Below are 16,701 nucleotides of genomic sequence, written 5' to 3' on the forward strand. Positions count from 1 at the left end.
ATAATAATCATGTTATTATTTTGTCTAAAATTTTAGTAATTTTTTCATTTTTATATAAAAATTTTCCATAAAAATATTTTTTGTTTAATTTTAATAAAATTTTCATTTCAAACGATGATTTTTATTAAATTTTCAAAATTTTATTAATACATTGCCATTTAGAAATTTTTAATTTAGATGTATTTAATGGGAATTTTAAATTTTTTATAGGAATTTTTTTAAATTAGATTTCAATAAATTATTTTCTTAAATGATTTATTGCAGTGATTATTTTAATTAATTAAATTAATTAAAAATTATGTGAAGGAGGTTTTATTTGTCTCAACAAGCGCAAGAACTCTTTGAGAATTTTGACCAATTAACTCCATCAGAGTTCTTTAGAAAAAATAAACAGATGTTAGGATTTTCTGGTAAAATAAGATCTTTAACTATTGTTTTCCACGAATTGATTACAAACAGTTTTGACGCTGCTGAGGAAGCAGGTATATTGCCAGAAATCAGAATTGATTTAAAGCAACTTGGAAAGGAACATTATCTTTTGAGACATTCCGATAATGGTCCAGGTATTCCAGAGGAATTTGTGACTCAAGTATACTGTCAGATGTTTGCAGGTTCCAAATTTAGAAATATTCAATCAAGAGGACAACAAGGTTTAGGTTGTAGTGGTTGTGTACTTCTATCTCAAATGACTACTGGTGAGTCCACCCATGTAATTTCCGGTTGGAAAGAGGATGGTGAACTTAAAGGAGTCAAAATGGAATTCAAAATGGATGTAAAAAACAATGTTGGGGATATCATCAAAACCGAACATTTCACTCCAGAAAGCACTGGTGTATGTATCCAACTTCATTTTAAAGAGGTATCCTACTCCTTGGCAGAACAAGGTGCATTTGAGTACATTCGTAGAACCATGATTGCTAACCCACATGCAAAGATTACTTTTAGAGATCCTAAAGGACACAAATACATCTTTAAAAGAGCTGCTGAAATTGTTCCAGTATTGCCTAAAGAAGTATTGCCTCACCCTAAAGGTGTTACTGCTGACGATATTACTCACATTGCTAAAACCACTGATAAGAGAAACTTCAAAAGTATGTTGACAACCAATTTGTCAAGAATGTCTTCCAAGAAGATTAAAGAGCTTGAAGAGCTCACTGGAATTGACATGAAGAAACGTCCAAAAAGCATGACTTGGGCGGAAGCAGAAGCTATGGTTGAAGCATTTGAAAAAATGAAATTCATGGCTCCACCTACCTCTGGTCTTATTCCTATTGGTGAAGAGCAAATTGAAAAAGGTATGAAATTAATCTTGAAACCTGAATTCATTACTACAATCACCAGAAGTCCAGTAACTTATAAAGGTGGTGTAGCATTTATTGTAGAGGCAGGTATTGCTTATGGTGGAGATGCAGGTAGAATTGTAAATGAGCAAAGAAAATCTGAAATCTTAAGATTTGCTAACAGGGTTCCATTGACCTTTGATGCAGGAAGCTGTGCAATTACCGAAGCATTGAAATCCATTGACTGGAGAAGATACGGTCTTAGAGACTTGGACAACACTCCACTTACCTTATTCGTAAACATCATCTCTACTCAAGTTCCTTACTTGTCCACTGGTAAGCAAAGTATTGCTCCAGAACCTGAGATTGTTCATGAAATCAGACAAGCTACCATGAAAATAGCAAGAAAACTTCAAAGACACATCAGATCTAAAAAGGCTGAAAAGGAAAAAGCAATGAGATCCAAGATATTTGAAGATTATGTTCCTGTTATCATTGAAGAGGCAGCATCACTTGCTGAAACTGGTGTTCCTGATTACAAACCAGTTCTTGCTAAAGTAACAAGAAGAGCATTGGCAGAATTGATGGGAGAAAAAATAGAAGAAGAAATCGAAGAGGAAGATTACGTAGATTCCTTGCTTGAAGAACTTGACGAATTCGGTCATGTTGTGGATAAGGAACATTCAAGCCGTAAGGATAGAATTCAGGAATCCGATTTGGATGAAGCATTTTTAGATGATGAAAAACCTAGAAAACAAAAGTCTAAAAAGAGTGAACAATCTACATTATTTGACTCAGAGGACCAGGAGGAATGATTAGATGGCTGAACAAACTACTAAACATGAACATACTCATAAGGAGCAAAGAAGACAATACACTTTCAACAAACTCAAAGCTTTTGGTCAAGAAATCATTGAGGATGTTGAAAAGGAAAAGGTGCCTACATTAAGAATTCCTTCAAGAGGTACTGGAAACATTGTTTATGATCCTGATAAACGTTATTATATTCTTGGAGACAGATTCGGTAAAAGGTCTCTTGGAAATGTAAAGCAAATCAGAAAATTAGGACAAATGGTTTATGTCGCTAATTTCTGTAAGGATTTGGTATTAAGAGATAAAACCGCTACCATCAGGGAAATGTATTATATCTCTGAAGGTTGGGGTATTGAATTCAATAACCAACAGGAATCCAACATTGTTGGTGAGGACTTGGAAGTTGCATTAGGTGCAACCCGTGAAGATTTGGGATTAATGCCTGAGGAAGACGGTGCATCCGTTTATGGTGACATTACCTTGCTTGATGGTGAATTTGAAATCAATGCTGCAAGAGCAGGTAAATCCGGTTATACCATTTCACCAACCATTGACCAAGTTGAATTGTTGGATTGCGGTGCAGACTTTGTACTTGCAGTGGAAACCATGGGGATGTTCCACAGGTTAGTTCAAGAGGACGCTCACAACAGATTCAATTGTTTGATTGTAGGTCTTAAAGGTCAAGCTGCTCGTGCTACAAGAAGATTTATCAAAAGGGTTAATGAAGAATTAGGCCTTCCTGTATATATCTGTAACGACGGAGACCCTTGGGGATTCCACATTGGACAGGTAATCATATCTGGAAGTGCAAAGTTAGCTCACGTAAATCATGATTTGGCTACTCCTGACGCTAAGTTCTTAGGAGTAACTGCAACTGATATCATTGAATATGATCTTCCAACAGATCCATTGAAAGATATCGATGTATTGAGATTGAAAGAGCTTTCAAAAGACCCAAGGTATCAAACTGAGTTCTGGCAAACCGAGATTAAGAAAATGCTTAAGATTGGTAAGAAAGCAGAACAGCAATCTTTCTCTAAATATGGTCTTGAATATGTAGTAGACACATATTTCCCAGAGAAATTAAGACAATTTGGTCAATTATAATAAATTAATTTTTTAATTAATTTATTTTTTCTTTTTTTATTTTTTCATAATTTTTTTAATCTACTATTTTCGTATTTTTAATATTTTTATATTTTCAATTTTTCAGCTATTTTTTTAAAATTTTCACTGATTTTTCCAATATTTCCATAACCTTTATATACTAGAAAGTTCTACATTAGTATAGGTATACCCTCATAGGTATATCAACAAATCTCAAAAAATTATTAAGGTGTTACAATGAAACAATGTATGGATTTAGACAATCTTCACAGAAGAATTAATAAAATTATCGGACAGTTAAACGCTATTGATCGTATGATCGAAGAAGATATTCCTTGCGAAAACATTTTAATGCAAGTAAATGCTTCTAAATCAGCTATACACAAAGTAGGTCATATTATAGTAGAAGGTCACCTTGAAAATTGTATTAGAAATGCAATTGAAGCAGGTGAAAGCGATGAAGCAATAAATGATGTTTCTACTATATTAGAATATTATTCCAGATTATAATTTTGCTGATAATTGGAATTATATTTTTTTCAAAAAGGTATATACCTATAAGGGTATACCTATATGACTACTTTATGTTTAACTTTTGATTAAATCAATTGAAATTTCTTAAAAGAGGTTCATGATTTATTATTTTAATATTTAGGGGGTATTAAATGGATATATTTAAAGGTTTATCTTGGGTTGTATTGATATTTGCATTTTATATCTTTGTCTTTTATCTATTCTTTAGAATAATATATCGAAAATTTAAGGAATCAGATTTCAGATCAAAAATTAAAATTCAAAAGTCAAACGAAAAAATTAGCAAACCAAGAGATAGAATTCAAAAATCAAATCAAAAAATCTTCAAATCAAAAAATATGATTTTAATCAAATAAGAAGGGATTTTATTTCAATTCTTTTTTATTTTTTTATTTTAATTTTTTTTTCTTATTTTATCGCTCTAATTTCTTCTTCCTTCTTTTTTTATTTTTTATTTTATTTTTTCATTTCTTCTAAATTTTTCTTAAGACTCATTTTTATTTTTTTAACCATTTTAAAAAATTTTATTAATGAAGCAATTCAAAATTTATTTAAATGACACATTAATCGATGATCTTTTTTAAAATTTTGTGTGATTTTATGATTGGTTTATATGAATTAACAGAAGAGATTAAAAATTTAACAAAGGATTATAAAGGTTTTAAATTTGAATATATTGACACAAGCTCTATTGTAGTTGAGCCATGGACAAGATTAAAATGTCAGTTTGGCTGTCCTAATTATGGCAAAACATTGGTTTGCCCTCCATATACTCCTAAATCAGAAGAATTCATCGGAATGCTAAATTCCTATAAAACTGCAATTTTATTTGAAATTAGTTTAGCTTCCATTAAAGATGATATTGGAGGAATAACTAAAATATCTGTTGACATCGAAAATCTTTGTGCTCATTTTGGTTATTATAAAGCATTTGGCATGGGTGCGGGCTCTTGTATGGTCTGTCAATCTAAAGGTGAAGAATGCAATTTGGATGAATGCAAATATCCAAATGAAGCTCGCCCATCAGGGGAAGCCTGTGGTATAGACATTCATAAAACCATTGAAAACAATGGCTATGACATTTTAGGAATAGATGAAGAAAACAATAGCTATTTCTGTTATGGCATAGTTTTATTAGAATAAAACAAATATTTTATTTCCTTATTTTCTTTTTTTAAGCAGATTTCTATGATTAAATATTAAATTATATATAGATTAAACAATAAAAATTAAATTATATAATTAATTATTAATAATTGAATTGATTTTTTATAAATTTTAATATTCTTAAAGGAAGTTTAAAAATGAAATCTGTAGCTATTAATGGATTTGGAACTATTGGTAAGAGAGTGGCTGATGCTGTAGCTGCTCAAGATGATATGAAAGTTATTGGTGTGAGCAAAACCAGACCAAACTTTGAAGCAAAAACTGCTGTAGAAGAAAAAGGATATCCTTTATACATAGGAATTCCTGAAAGGGAAGGTCTCTTTAAAGAAGCAGGAATTGAAATAGCAGGTACTGTTGAAGACATGATTCAAGAAGCAGATATCGTCGTTGACTGTACTCCTGGAAACATTGGTCCTCAAAACCTCGAAATGTATAAAAAAGCAGGTGTAAAAGCTATTTACCAAGGTGGAGAAGATCATGAATTAACTGGATTATCATTTAACTCTTTTGCTAACTATGATGATTCATATGGTGCAGACTATGCTAGAGTAGTGTCATGTAACACTACCGGTTTAACCCGTACCTTACACACTCTCAATCCATTGGTTGACATTAAGAAAGTTCGTGCTGTAATGGTTAGAAGAGGATCTGACCCATCTGAAATCAAAAAAGGTCCTATCAATGCTATTGTACCTAACCCTCCAAAAGTACCTTCTCACCACGGTCCTGATGTACAGACTGTAATGAAAGGTATCGACGTTACTACTATGGCTTTACTTGTACCTACCACTTTAATGCACCAACACAACTTGATGGTGGAAATCAATAATGAAGTAAGTACTGATGAAGTCATTGATGCACTTGAAAAACGTTCCAGAGTTATGGTGGTTGAAGCGGCAGCTGGCCTTGACTCAACTGCAGCACTAATGGAATATGCTAAAGATTTAGGAAGAAGCAGAAACGATTTATACGAAATTCCTGTATGGAAAGAATCAATCAACGTAGTAGGAAATGAATTGTTCTACATGCAAGCAGTACACCAAGAATCTGATGTAGTGCCTGAAAACGTAGATGCTATCCGTGCAATGTTGGAAATGGAATCTGATAATGAAAAATCCATTGCTAAAACCAACAAAGCTATGGGAATTTTATAAATCAACTATAATTTCAGATATGATTAATTAAATAGAATTCTTCTATTTAATTTTCTTACTTTTTTTCTAAATCGAAAAATTTATATTTCTATTTAATTTGTTTTAATTTCATTTATTTTAATTTCATTTTTTTATATTATCCTTTTAATTATTTATGGTGTTTTTATGAAAGATAAGGTTATTTTCGGTCCAGCTGGCAAACCAATAGATTTTAATGGAAAGGCACATGAGTCTCCAGAATTCTTAGGACCTTTAGGTTTATATGCATTTGAATATCAGTCCACTTATGGTGTGAGAATTGGGGAATCTTCTGCACTTAAGCTTAGGGAATCTGCAGATGAAAATGGAGTCCTAATGTCTATGCATTGTCCTTATTACGTTAATGTCTGTTCTAAAGAGGGGGAAAAGATTGACAGTACAATAGACAGACTGGTTCAGTCTGCAAAGATTGGAGAATTCATGGGTGCATATAGGCTTGTATTCCATCCGGGATTCTATTCAGGAAGAAAACCTGAAGTCTGTATGGATTTGGCTAAAAAGACTTACACAAGACTTCTTGAAAGATGTGAAGAGGAAGGAATAGAAAACTTTACCTTTGCACCTGAAACAACAGGCAAACGCTCCCAATTAGGAAATATTGATGAAATCATTGAAATGTGTGCAAGCTTTGACCACTTCGAGCCTACAATCGACTTTGCCCATGTCCATGCAAGGGGAAGAGGAATCTTGAATAAGAAGGAAGATTACAATTGCATATTCTCAAAGCTTGAAGACAATCTTGACATTGATAGGTTGCATTGTCATTTCACTACAATCGAGTATACGGATAAGGGTGAAAAGAAGCACCATACTTTAGCTGAAGATGATGAATATGGTCCACATATCAAGGATTTGCTTTTGAATCTAATTGAAAACGATTGGAAAGCAACCATCATTTGTGAGACTCCTTTAATCGACCAGGATGCCTTAAGAATGAAGCAGCTTTATGACACTTTAATCTAAAATCTATTGAATCCTTAAACTTAATTTAATAATGAAAATGTTTATATAATGTGATAAATATATTAAGTAATCTAAAAATATAAAAAAATTTTTAATAATTTTTAAACAATTTTATAATTTTGATGTGATAAATGTGAAATCTGAAAATATAAGTTCAAACAAAAAGAAATCAGAAGTTTCCATTAAGAACAAGCCTAGTTTCAATGAGATTGAAACTAAAGTTCTTGTATTGGAAACTGCAGGTTATCCTTTTAATTTTGGCTTATTGGAAGGACCAAATTTAGAGATATCCGATAAGGTACTTTTTGAACAGTATGCTATAGATCAATGGAGCGGAACAAATGTCAAGACAGGCTCTTATCTTTTTGATCAAAAGATCATTCCAGATTTTGCATTCAAAATCATAACAGCATATCCTGAAGACTCTGTTATTGGGGAAAACACTTCAATTGAAATTGTCATTCCAGATGTGGAAAATGCAGATTCAATAAAAAGAGTGAAATCCAATGTTTTCTTTGATGATGTTGTAGGTCAGGAAAATGCTAAAAAGAAATCAAAACTCATTTACAAGTATCTTCAAGACCCGGAGAAGTTTGGCAATTGGGCTCCTAAGAATGTTCTATTCTATGGTCTTCCAGGAACTGGTAAAACCATGCTTGCAAAAGCATTGTCAAATGAATTGAACATCAACTTATTCTTGGTTAAGGCAACCTCTTTAATCGGAGACCATGTTGGGGATGCAGCAAATAAGATTCATGACTTGTATGAAACTGCACTCAAATCAGCGCCATCCTTGATTTTCATTGATGAGATTGATGCAATCGCATTGCACAGATCCTTCCAATCATTAAGGGGTGATGTTTCTGAAATCGTCAATTCCCTTTTGACTGAAATGGATGGAATCAATCCTAATGATGGTGTCGTAACAATTGCAGCAACTAATAATCCATCTTCAATAGATTTTGCAATCAGAAGTCGTTTTGAAGAGGAAATTGAATTCAAGTTGCCAAATGATGAAGAGAGAAAAGAGATTTTTGAGCTAAACCTCAATACATTCCCAATGGATTATGACTTGGATATTGAAAAATTGGTAAAGATTTCCAAAAGAATGTCAGGTAGGGACATCAAGGAAAAGATATTGAAGACAGCTCTTCACAATGCAATAATAAATGATAAGGAAAAAGTAACAATGGATGATGTTTATTTTGCATTGGATGTCAATAAATATAAAAAAGAAGAAGTTAAAGGAATGTTTGAATAAAACATTCTCTTTTTAATCTATTATTTTTAAAAAATTATTTGAATAATCATTTTTTAATTATTATTTTTTAATAACTTATTTTTAAGTAAATCATAGTTTATACTTTTTTTAAAACTTTTTAGTTTTGTTCATTTTTTAAAATAAGTTCACATATTTTTATGAAATCTTCATCGTTATTCTTAGCTGTTTTTCTTATGTTTTCTGAAATATCATAAAATATTTTGTTGACTATGGATTGAGTCATCTTATCTATGGTTTTTATATCCTTTGCATCTACAGCATTTAGTTTAACTATGCCCTTTTGACTCTCACGTTGTCTTATCTCTTCCATAGACTCTCTTAAACTACCAAGTAATGAATTTATTTCAATTAAATTGAAGGATTCTTTAAGCAAATCAAACTCACTTTCGATGATCTTTTCCGCTTCAATGACTTCCCTTTCACGAAGCTTCTTATTTTTTTCTGCAATTCCCCTTAAGTCATCGATGTTGAACAGATGAATGCCTAATTCCTTGACATCATCTTCAATGTCTCTTGGGTTTGCAATATCAATAAAAATCATCTTATCAGGTATTTTCTCATCAAATACTCTTAATAACCTTTCTTTATTTATAATTGGGTGTGGTGCGCCAGTGGAACTTATTACAAGGTCTGCATTGAGCAATTTTTCTTCCAGATTGTCAAAGAGAATTGCTTCTCCCTCAAGTTCCTCAGCCAATTTGATTGCTTTATAGTAGGTTCTGTTTGCAACAAAAATAGCTTTCAAGTTCTTTTCAGCCAATGCCTTTGCAACAAGGGTTCCCATCTTTCCTGCACCAATTACAAGAACATGCTTGTCTTGCAAGTCTCCAAGATGCTCTTCTGCAAGGTCAACTGCTGCAGAACCAATGGAAATTGATCCTTGGTTGATTTTGGTCTTGTTTCTTACAACTTGTCCAACATGGATTGCCTTTGTAAAGACAGCATCCAATTTCTTTCCGCAATGGCCTTCTCTTTCACTTTTCCTTTTTGCGTCCTTAACTTGGCCTAAGATTTGATCTTCACCGATAATCATGGATTCAAGGCCGGAAGTCATTCTGAATAAATGCAATACAGCATCATCACTATATTGGATAATGACATATTTGTTTTCACAATCCAAGTCCAAATCAGTGCAATCATCGGTGTAAAGGAAATACTCATATCTATTGCATGTATTGATTTCAATATATTCTTTAATATCAATCTGTTCTTTTAAATTAGAAAATAAGTCTTTTAAATCTTTTGATACCTTTTCCATAGTTTCTATGTCTGCAAGAGTATGGTCTACACGTATATTGATAATCAATTTCGAGTCTCCTTATTTATGATTTGTGGTAATTTTCATAATTATGATAGGTTTGAGTCAATAATATCCTCTACAAGCCCTTTAGCTTCATCCAGTTTATTTTCCTTTAAGCAATCCTTTATTTCATCATTGTTTAGAATATTTTCAAGATATTCCCTTCTTAACCTTTGACTGTCTGTTTTTTCCTTAAGTATTTTTCTTGCATGGTCTTGAATCTTTATTTCAAGAATATCTTCCTCTGTAATGATTGCTTGAATCTTTTTCCTAAGTTCCCTTGCCATCAAGGGGCTTTGTCCATTAGTATAGATTGATATTTCTATATCGTCTATCAGGAAGCTTGTAGGGGCAATTATATTTCCTTTGTCTGGTTTGTCTGCCCTGTTTATTAATTTTCCTTGACTGATTGACGCAATGTATTCGCACAATTCCTCATCACCGCTTGCAGTGATGACAATGTCGCTCCATTTGACCATATCGTCAAGGTCTTTTAAAGGGGTTAAAATAGCTCCTTTCTTGGTTAATTCCTCATCAATTGAATTTCCTGCTAAAATAACGTTTGCACCTTTGTCCAAAAAGCGATGAGCTCTTCTTGTAGCCACTTCTCCAGTACCTAAAATAAAAACATTCTTGTTTTCCACTTCAAAAAAGAGAGAAGTCAATCCCATAATATCACGTTATTTTATTCAATTGATTCGGATTTTTGCTAAAGTTATCCAGTTTATTTTTCTTCCAATTGCTTAAGCTTTAATAATTTTACAGCCATTCTTAAATCATTGTTACAGTCTGCAAGCACTTTTTCAGCTTCTGCTTCACTAATCTCAAAGGTTTGTGAAAGTGCAAATACTGCTTCATTTGATGTAGGAGGTGTTCCTGCACTTAAGATCACTTCAGACAATTGCTTTTTAAGGTCCATGTATTCCTCTTCGCTCATGCCTATTTGGTTTAAGGTCATGTCTCTTAAAGGACAAGGCTTTGAAGTTTTACAGCACCATACGAGTGAACCAAAGCATGTTGCTGGTCCTTCTCCTAATCTGGTTTCACTTGCAAATTTTTGTTTAATGTCTAAGAATTCTTGAGGAGTCAATCCAACTTCTCTTAAAGCTCCCATAATAGGGCAAGGCTTTACAGGAGGACAACAGAATGCGAGTCCTCTCACATCTCCTCCTCTACAAATATGTGACGGTGAATCTTCCCATACCATAGTTTTTCCTCTAATTTTTATAAGTATAATTAATGAATATAATATATTTATATAAATATTATAACATTTAAAATTTTGTTTGTTTATATTAATATAAGTTTTTAAAAAAATTTGTAAATTTGAATGAAAATAGTTTAAAAATCAGATGTTAGAAAAAATAATAGAAATAGTGAAAATTAAAATTAAAATTTAAAAAAAAGTAAATGAACTAGTTAAGAGAATTCTCCCAACTAGTGAAAATATTTTGATCAAACTTTTGCGAGCGAAGCGAGTAAAAGTTTGGGTTAATGATCCTTAATCATATCCGCTTTCTCTTCACCAGTCAATTCTGCAACGATTTCTTCTGGAGTTCCAGTACTGAGGAGTTTTCCTCCTCTCATAAGGCTTGCCTTATCACAAACATCCAATACGAAATCCATATCGTGAGAAATGATTACAAAGGTTTGGTCCAATTCATCTCTTGCCTTTAAGATGGAATTGGTTACGATGATTCTTGTAACTGGATCCATAGTACCTGTAGGTTCATCCAATACAACAATGTTAGGCTCTTTGATGAGAACTTGTGCAAGAGCTACTCTGTGTCTTTCCCCTCCACTTAACTCATCTTGCCATTTGGATAGGATGCTCATGGATTTTTCCTTTTCAAATCCTACAGTTTCAAGTATATGTGCTGCCTTGATTTTTGCAAATTCAGCAGGCAAGTTCAAACTGATAGCATCAGTTAAGTTACCTAAAATGTCTCTGTGAGGGTATAATGAATATTCTTGGTGTAATAAACCTAAATATGGAGTTACACGGCCTCTGTTTAATGGGCCTGGCTTTTTCATGTCAATCCAATCATCACCTAATTTGATTTCAAGTTCTCCAGCACTTGGTTCAGTCAAACCAATCATCATTCTGGTTAAGGTGGTTTTACCGGATCCACTAAGTCCAACAATACCGTAGATTTCTCCTTGATTGATTGTTAAGCTTACACCGTCTACAGCTTTAACTACTCCTCTTTCAATTGAATAGTAATGTTTCTTAATGTCTTTCACTCTAATAATCTCTTCGGTGTGCTCAACTTTTTCCACTTGTTCAGCTTGAGGAACGGTTTCAAGGAATTTTGGAACTATGACATCTGGGTGACCATGCTCAATGATTTCCCCTTTGTCTAACCATATTGCATCGTCAGCTAATTGATTCATAACTTCTGGCCAGTGGGAGGTGATTACCATACTGATTCCTTCATTTTTAACACCTTCAATCAAGGTTTGGTGAAGTTTTTCAGCGGTTTGTGGGTCTAAGGTACCTGTTGGTTCGTCAGCTAAAAGCAACATTGGGTTTTTAGCCAATTGTCTTGCAAGCACTACTCTTTGTTTTTCTCCTCCACTTAAGTCACGAGCAATGTGGGTTACCCTGTGACTCATTTGAACCATTTCCAATAAGTCAATAGCGTTGTAGATATTCTCTTCTTCGTATCTGCCTTCGTCACCCATTGCATTCAATACGTTTTCAATTACGCTTTGTTCGTCGTATAATGCAAAGTTTCTTTGAAGCATAATGGAGATTCTTCTTCTGATTGCTGCCTTTTCCAATCTGTCAGCATTCCAAAAGTCAATTTCCTTAGCTTTTAATTCTGCTCCACATTCTGGACATTTTCCACCAGCCTTTGAAGCAGGTTCAACATGCAAGCATTTTTTGTTTTCACAGATTGCCAAGTCAAAGATTACTTGTCCGCTATCTGGAGCGTATTCTTTAGTACCTCTTAGCATGTTGATTAAAACAGATTTTCCACTACCACTTCTACCGAGAATACCTAATGTAGAACCTTCTTCAATAGTTATGTTAATATCTTTGAGAACTGGTTCTCCATTAAATGACTTATTAATATTTTTTAAAGTTATGAAAGACATAAGCCCACCTGATTATTAGTTGTAATTATAATTTTTATTTTTTTAATTATTTTAGATAAATTTAATATCATTATCTTTTATTAGATTATATGTATATTATTTATAAACGATATTATTAATATAAATTTTGTTATTTTTACATATTCATATTAAGTTCCTATCTATTTCATTAGTTTTTTTTTATTTATGATTTGAACCGCATAATGGTGTTCCGCATTCAGGACATTTTATGTTTCTGCATGGAAATCCTCTAATCTTTGGTGCAATGTGGCCACAGTTTGGGCATTCACATGCTTTTGACGGTCCTCTCCCACTTCCAGATCCTCCAAATGAGCGTCTCTCATTCAAAGGATATTCTGAAGCTTCTGGTACATTAAAAATTTGCGGAGCAGATGATTTGTTTTCCAAATCATTTTTGATTATTTCAATGTTTTGAGACTTGCAGTCAGGACAGTTTGTGTATTCCTTTTTAGGATTGTTCCATTGGAATCCGCAATCCTTGCAGATGTATATCTTCTCTTCTGCTTGGAAGTTCTCATTGTTTATTTCAATTTTTTTGCCTTCAATCAATGACATTGCTGTCTTTTTTCTTGCAGAGTTGATGATTCTGTGGAAGGTTGGCTGTGAAATTCCCATTAATTCTGCAGCCTCTTTTTGCTTTATATTGTGATAATCGCCTAATCTGATTGCTTCAAACTCATCAAGATTCATTTTGATTGTCTCTTGATCATCTTCCAAGATGTCTCCATGCTTTAGGCAAGTATAATCTGGCTTTTTCACAATTCTCCTTTCTATCTTTGGCCTAACCATTAATTCTCTCCTTAATATTTTTTCTAATGGATATTATATTTTTAATGAATTCAAATACAAATTCATTATGAATATATATTTATTATGAATATATATTCATAACATTTAATATATATTTTATTATTCTATTTTTTCAATTTTTAGACTTTGATTAATTTTTTAAATTTATCAAACCTTAATTTTATTAAATTAAAAAAATAAATTAAAAAATAATTACTTTAAAAAAGAAAACGTGAAAACAATGAAAAAATTTATTTTAGCAATTTGCTTTTTATTGATATTTTTTATTAGCATATCTGGAACTGTTTACAGTGCGGATTCTGAGGAAATACATTTTTCAAATGATTCCTCTGACTTTGTGCAAGTGAGCGATGTGGACCCAGATGTAATTTTAGAAATCCGATATTATTCTACATATAATTTTGTAGGGGATAGAATCGATGGATATGAGGAGCCAACTGCTCTTTTAACAAAAGAAGCTGCAAATGCACTTAAGGAAGTAAGTGAGGACTTGAAAGAAAAAGGATATAGATTGAAAATCTATGACGCTTATCGCCCTCAAAATGCAGTTCAACATTTTGTAAGATGGTCAAAAGATAAGGATGATACTCGCATGAAGGATTATTTCTATCCTGAGCTTGACAAATCAGTTCTTTTTGATCAAGGTTATATAATGAATCATTCTGGCCATTCAAGAGGAAGTACAGTTGATTTGACCTTGTTTGATGAGAAGACTGGAAAAGAGTTGGATATGGGCGGAACATTTGATTATTTTGGCGAGAGGAGTCATCCAGATTATAAGAACATCACTGATGAGCAGTATAATAATCGTATGATTCTTCGTGAAGCAATGATGAATCATGGATTCAAGCCTTTGGATGAAGAATGGTGGCATTTCACTTTAGAGGATGAACCTTATCCTGACACCTATTTCACTTTCCCAGTTAGTGAAAGTTCCGTAAGCAATAATTAAAAATTAACTGAGAGGTTTAATATGGGAGAATTGTCTAAGCTGCCAAATATTGGTAAAGTTCTTGAAAAGCAGTTAAATGATGTTGGAATTAACACTATCGATGACTTGATCAATCTTGGCAGTAAAGAGACCTGGCTAAAAATTAAAGAAATAGATGATAGTGCATGCTTGAATAGATTGATGGCATTGGAAGGAGCTATACAAAACATTCGTTGGCATAACCTATCTGAAGAGGATAAGGAAAATCTAAAGGTTTTCTATAATCTACAAAAATGAATTATTTAAATCTCCAATCTTATGGTGTCATAATTAAGATAGGGGATTATACTATTTTTTCTACCTTTTTTTAAGCTGATAAAACCATTTTTAGCTAATCTATGGACTTTAGGCTGAACATTGCTGACATCCTTATCTATTTTATTTGCAAGATCTCTGATGCTTTTAGGATTTTCATGTTTTATTGCATTCAAGATATCAAGGTCAAATTCAGATAAGCTTATTTCCTTATTCACAAGACTTTCTGTAATCTCTATTTCCTCTTCAGGGTGTTGAAGATAGTATTTCCAGTTTTCCAATTCAACGTATAGTTTCATATTGCCCGTTCTTTCATATAATTTCTCTAATTCTTCTAAAGAATTGTAGGTCTTTTCCATATCATTTATGAAAGATATTCCCTTTTGCTTTTTAACTAAAGTTATGATCATTTTCTCAACTCCCTCTTAAGCTTATCCAGATTCAATTCATCATTTTCGTATAAATGCATTAAAACAGTTTCATATACCTTTTCAGGATTATCCTCTCCAATTTCTTCTTTAATTATATGTTTTTCAGGGTTTGGATGGATATGTGCCTTATCAATATGGTAATTGTCTATTAGAATATTGTCCGGCATTATTACAATCGCCCATCCGTGAGGAGTTTCAGCCTTGTAAACTGTTTTTCCATTAACTAAGATAGAACTTTGTTTTTTCCTTAACATATTTTATTATGAATTTCATTGTATATATAAATATGTTAGTTTTTTACCAACACTTTTTAAATATAATTATAATATTATAATTACTTAATAAATTATAATTTCCTAATAAAATTGTTTTAAAATGGAAAATTGTTAGAGAATTTGAATTTCGTAAAACGCTGTTTTAATGAACTTAATTGAATTTAAACAAAATTACAAAAAAATAGATAAAATTATATTAAAAAATTAGTTTTTAAATAAGTAAAAAAGTATAAAAAATAAGAATATTAAATTTTAATTTCATTCAAATCAAAATTTAATTTTCCGCTAATTGCAGCTCTAGCTATTGAAATTCCATTTGCACCTGCATTCAACATTTTTTCAGCTTGTGCAATGGAATTTATTGAGTTGTTTCCAATAATAAAAATATTAGTGTTTTCGGATATTTGTCTGATTAAATCAAAATCAGCATCCCTCACTCCTTTTTTCATGGCATCAATATGCAGATAGTCTACTCCACAGTCCTCTGCCAGTTTAGCTATTTCAAGGTTGTCCACTCCTTCAACGTTTGCTCTCATTTTCATGGAAACTTTGGATTCTGATTTTTTGACAACTTCTTTTATGTAATCTTCCAAGTCTGGTCTAAGCAACATGCTTTGTCCACATCCAACTGCAACAAGCTCTTCCTGTCTGCAGTGGCAATTGATTTCAATGATGTCCAAATTCTTTATTTTGCTGATTTCAATCAGTGGATCTGGAGTGGTTCCCCTTAAGTTTGCGCTGACTGTCACATCAAAGTTGTCTTTAATTGTGTTAACTTCATTTTCAATTACTTCATAGATTTCTTCTTTAGGGTAATTGAACTCTTTCCTGCCTCTTGCTATAATCTTTTCACAAGCTTCTATTGACTCATTGTCAGTATTGTATCCTCCAATGGTGACTGTGTCAAATCCATAAGGTATGAGTTTCATAGCAAATTCTGCATTTGTTATTCCTGCCATTGGTGCAAGCACTTTAATGTTAACACTTCCTAAATAGTTCAGATTGATAATTTTTCTTTAAAAATAGCTAAAATTTAAAAAATAAAAATAAAAATAAAAAAGGAAAATAAAGATGAGTTAAATTAAGTGAAAATAAGATTTGTTTAAAGTTCTTCAATTACATGTATCCAATCTTTATTATTTCCTGCACGAATAATTTCAAGTCCGATGTCTGCCAT

At 32.3% G+C, this 16,701-nt stretch carries 18 protein-coding genes; 10 read left to right on the top strand and 8 right to left on the bottom strand.

The window, feature by feature from the left end; translation table 11 throughout:
• The first annotated feature begins 316 nt into the window (after nt 1-316).
• The 8 genes from top6B (at nt 317) to ACKI67_RS02530 (ending at nt 8,318) form a co-directional block, all read left to right on the top strand.
• Entirely contained in the window at nt 317-2,095 is a 1,779-nt protein-coding gene (top6B, locus tag ACKI67_RS02495) for a DNA topoisomerase VI subunit B (RefSeq protein WP_407461823.1), read from the top strand.
• A gap of 4 nt (nt 2,096-2,099) precedes the next feature.
• Complete coding sequence (locus tag ACKI67_RS02500) at nt 2,100-3,200, top strand: DNA topoisomerase IV subunit A (protein ID WP_407461824.1); 1,101 nt, start codon at nt 2,100-2,102, stop codon at nt 3,198-3,200.
• Nucleotides 3,201-3,437: 237 nt separating this feature from the next.
• Nucleotides 3,438-3,710: a metal-sensing transcriptional repressor gene (locus ACKI67_RS02505; RefSeq protein ID WP_292787301.1), complete on the top strand. Its 273-nt coding sequence runs from the start codon at nt 3,438-3,440 to the stop codon at nt 3,708-3,710.
• Nucleotides 3,711-3,865: 155 nt separating this feature from the next.
• A complete protein-coding gene (locus ACKI67_RS02510) occupies nt 3,866-4,090 on the top strand; it encodes a hypothetical protein (RefSeq protein ID WP_407461825.1) in 225 nt (74 codons plus the stop codon).
• A 244-nt stretch (nt 4,091-4,334) separates the two neighbouring features.
• On the top strand, nt 4,335-4,877 hold the full coding sequence (locus ACKI67_RS02515; protein ID WP_407461826.1) for a DUF2284 domain-containing protein: 543 nt from the start codon (nt 4,335-4,337) through the stop codon (nt 4,875-4,877).
• A 161-nt stretch (nt 4,878-5,038) separates the two neighbouring features.
• Nucleotides 5,039-6,055, top strand: a complete 1,017-nt coding sequence (locus tag ACKI67_RS02520) for a type II glyceraldehyde-3-phosphate dehydrogenase (protein ID WP_407461827.1) — start codon at nt 5,039-5,041, stop codon at nt 6,053-6,055.
• 165 nt (nt 6,056-6,220) lie between these two features.
• Nucleotides 6,221-7,057, top strand: a complete 837-nt coding sequence (locus ACKI67_RS02525) for a TIM barrel protein (RefSeq protein WP_407461828.1) — start codon at nt 6,221-6,223, stop codon at nt 7,055-7,057.
• A gap of 133 nt (nt 7,058-7,190) precedes the next feature.
• Nucleotides 7,191-8,318, top strand: coding sequence for an AAA family ATPase (locus ACKI67_RS02530; RefSeq protein ID WP_407461829.1), 1,128 nt, complete (start codon nt 7,191-7,193; stop codon nt 8,316-8,318).
• 118 nt (nt 8,319-8,436) lie between these two features.
• Here the strand turns inward: ACKI67_RS02530 and hemA are convergent, their stop codons facing one another.
• The 5 genes from hemA to ACKI67_RS02555 all read right to left on the bottom strand — a co-directional run bounded on the left by hemA (nt 8,437) and on the right by ACKI67_RS02555 (nt 13,551).
• Complete coding sequence (hemA, locus tag ACKI67_RS02535; RefSeq protein ID WP_407461831.1) at nt 8,437-9,645, bottom strand: glutamyl-tRNA reductase; 1,209 nt, start codon at nt 9,643-9,645, stop codon at nt 8,437-8,439.
• Between the two features lie 41 nt (nt 9,646-9,686).
• On the bottom strand, nt 9,687-10,310 hold the full coding sequence (locus tag ACKI67_RS02540) for a bifunctional precorrin-2 dehydrogenase/sirohydrochlorin ferrochelatase (RefSeq protein ID WP_407461832.1): 624 nt from the start codon (nt 10,308-10,310) through the stop codon (nt 9,687-9,689).
• Between the two features lie 53 nt (nt 10,311-10,363).
• Nucleotides 10,364-10,846: a methanogenesis marker 9 domain-containing protein gene (locus ACKI67_RS02545; RefSeq protein ID WP_407461834.1), complete on the bottom strand. Its 483-nt coding sequence runs from the start codon at nt 10,844-10,846 to the stop codon at nt 10,364-10,366.
• Nucleotides 10,847-11,130: 284 nt separating this feature from the next.
• Nucleotides 11,131-12,741 carry a methyl coenzyme M reductase system, component A2 gene (gene atwA / locus ACKI67_RS02550; protein WP_407461835.1) on the bottom strand — a complete coding sequence of 537 codons (1,611 nt, stop codon included), beginning with the start codon at nt 12,739-12,741 and terminating at the stop codon, nt 11,131-11,133.
• Between the two features lie 180 nt (nt 12,742-12,921).
• Nucleotides 12,922-13,551, bottom strand: coding sequence for a DUF134 domain-containing protein (locus ACKI67_RS02555; RefSeq protein WP_407461836.1), 630 nt, complete (start codon nt 13,549-13,551; stop codon nt 12,922-12,924).
• A 241-nt stretch (nt 13,552-13,792) separates the two neighbouring features.
• Here ACKI67_RS02555 and ACKI67_RS02560 point away from each other — a divergent pair, with 241 nt between their 5' ends.
• Together ACKI67_RS02560 and ACKI67_RS02565 are read left to right on the top strand one after the other, a co-directional pair.
• Entirely contained in the window at nt 13,793-14,524 is a 732-nt protein-coding gene (locus ACKI67_RS02560) for a M15 family metallopeptidase (protein WP_407461837.1), read from the top strand.
• Nucleotides 14,525-14,545: 21 nt separating this feature from the next.
• On the top strand, nt 14,546-14,800 hold the full coding sequence (locus tag ACKI67_RS02565) for a TfoX/Sxy family protein (protein ID WP_407461838.1): 255 nt from the start codon (nt 14,546-14,548) through the stop codon (nt 14,798-14,800).
• Between the two features lie 5 nt (nt 14,801-14,805).
• Here the strand turns inward: ACKI67_RS02565 and ACKI67_RS02570 are convergent, their stop codons facing one another.
• The 3 genes from ACKI67_RS02570 to ACKI67_RS02580 form a co-directional block, all read right to left on the bottom strand.
• On the bottom strand, nt 14,806-15,228 hold the full coding sequence (locus tag ACKI67_RS02570) for a hypothetical protein (protein ID WP_407461839.1): 423 nt from the start codon (nt 15,226-15,228) through the stop codon (nt 14,806-14,808).
• A complete protein-coding gene (locus ACKI67_RS02575; protein ID WP_407461840.1) occupies nt 15,225-15,503 on the bottom strand; it encodes a hypothetical protein in 279 nt (92 codons plus the stop codon). The genes ACKI67_RS02570 and ACKI67_RS02575 overlap by 4 nt, the downstream gene beginning before the upstream one ends.
• 266 nt (nt 15,504-15,769) lie before the next feature.
• A complete protein-coding gene (locus tag ACKI67_RS02580) occupies nt 15,770-16,483 on the bottom strand; it encodes an MJ0144 family RNA dihydrouridine synthase-like protein (protein WP_407461841.1) in 714 nt (237 codons plus the stop codon).
• Between the last annotated feature and the right edge of the window lie 218 nt (nt 16,484-16,701).

Source organism: Methanobrevibacter sp. (genome assembly GCF_045577275.1).
Taxonomy (GTDB): domain Archaea; phylum Methanobacteriota; class Methanobacteria; order Methanobacteriales; family Methanobacteriaceae; genus Methanobrevibacter.

Excerpts from the sequence above, each read along its gene's own strand:
- ACKI67_RS02540 (WP_407461832.1), bottom strand. The coding sequence starts at position 10,310 with ATGGGATTGACTTCTCTCTTTTTTGAAGTGGAAAACAAGAATGTTTTT.
- ACKI67_RS02500 (WP_407461824.1), top strand. The coding sequence starts at position 2,100 with ATGGCTGAACAAACTACTAAACATGAACATACTCATAAGGAGCAAAGA.
- ACKI67_RS02570 (WP_407461839.1), bottom strand. The coding sequence starts at position 15,228 with ATGATCATAACTTTAGTTAAAAAGCAAAAGGGAATATCTTTCATAAAT.
- atwA (WP_407461835.1), bottom strand. The coding sequence starts at position 12,741 with ATGTCTTTCATAACTTTAAAAAATATTAATAAGTCATTTAATGGAGAA.
- ACKI67_RS02545 (WP_407461834.1), bottom strand. The coding sequence starts at position 10,846 with ATGGTATGGGAAGATTCACCGTCACATATTTGTAGAGGAGGAGATGTG.
- ACKI67_RS02520 (WP_407461827.1), top strand. The coding sequence starts at position 5,039 with ATGAAATCTGTAGCTATTAATGGATTTGGAACTATTGGTAAGAGAGTG.
- ACKI67_RS02560 (WP_407461837.1), top strand. The coding sequence starts at position 13,793 with ATGAAAAAATTTATTTTAGCAATTTGCTTTTTATTGATATTTTTTATT.
- ACKI67_RS02575 (WP_407461840.1), bottom strand. The coding sequence starts at position 15,503 with ATGTTAAGGAAAAAACAAAGTTCTATCTTAGTTAATGGAAAAACAGTT.
- ACKI67_RS02525 (WP_407461828.1), top strand. The coding sequence starts at position 6,221 with ATGAAAGATAAGGTTATTTTCGGTCCAGCTGGCAAACCAATAGATTTT.
- ACKI67_RS02505 (WP_292787301.1), top strand. The coding sequence starts at position 3,438 with ATGAAACAATGTATGGATTTAGACAATCTTCACAGAAGAATTAATAAA.
- ACKI67_RS02510 (WP_407461825.1), top strand. The coding sequence starts at position 3,866 with ATGGATATATTTAAAGGTTTATCTTGGGTTGTATTGATATTTGCATTT.
- ACKI67_RS02515 (WP_407461826.1), top strand. The coding sequence starts at position 4,335 with ATGATTGGTTTATATGAATTAACAGAAGAGATTAAAAATTTAACAAAG.
- ACKI67_RS02555 (WP_407461836.1), bottom strand. The coding sequence starts at position 13,551 with ATGGTTAGGCCAAAGATAGAAAGGAGAATTGTGAAAAAGCCAGATTAT.
- ACKI67_RS02565 (WP_407461838.1), top strand. The coding sequence starts at position 14,546 with ATGGGAGAATTGTCTAAGCTGCCAAATATTGGTAAAGTTCTTGAAAAG.
- ACKI67_RS02580 (WP_407461841.1), bottom strand. The coding sequence starts at position 16,483 with ATGGCAGGAATAACAAATGCAGAATTTGCTATGAAACTCATACCTTAT.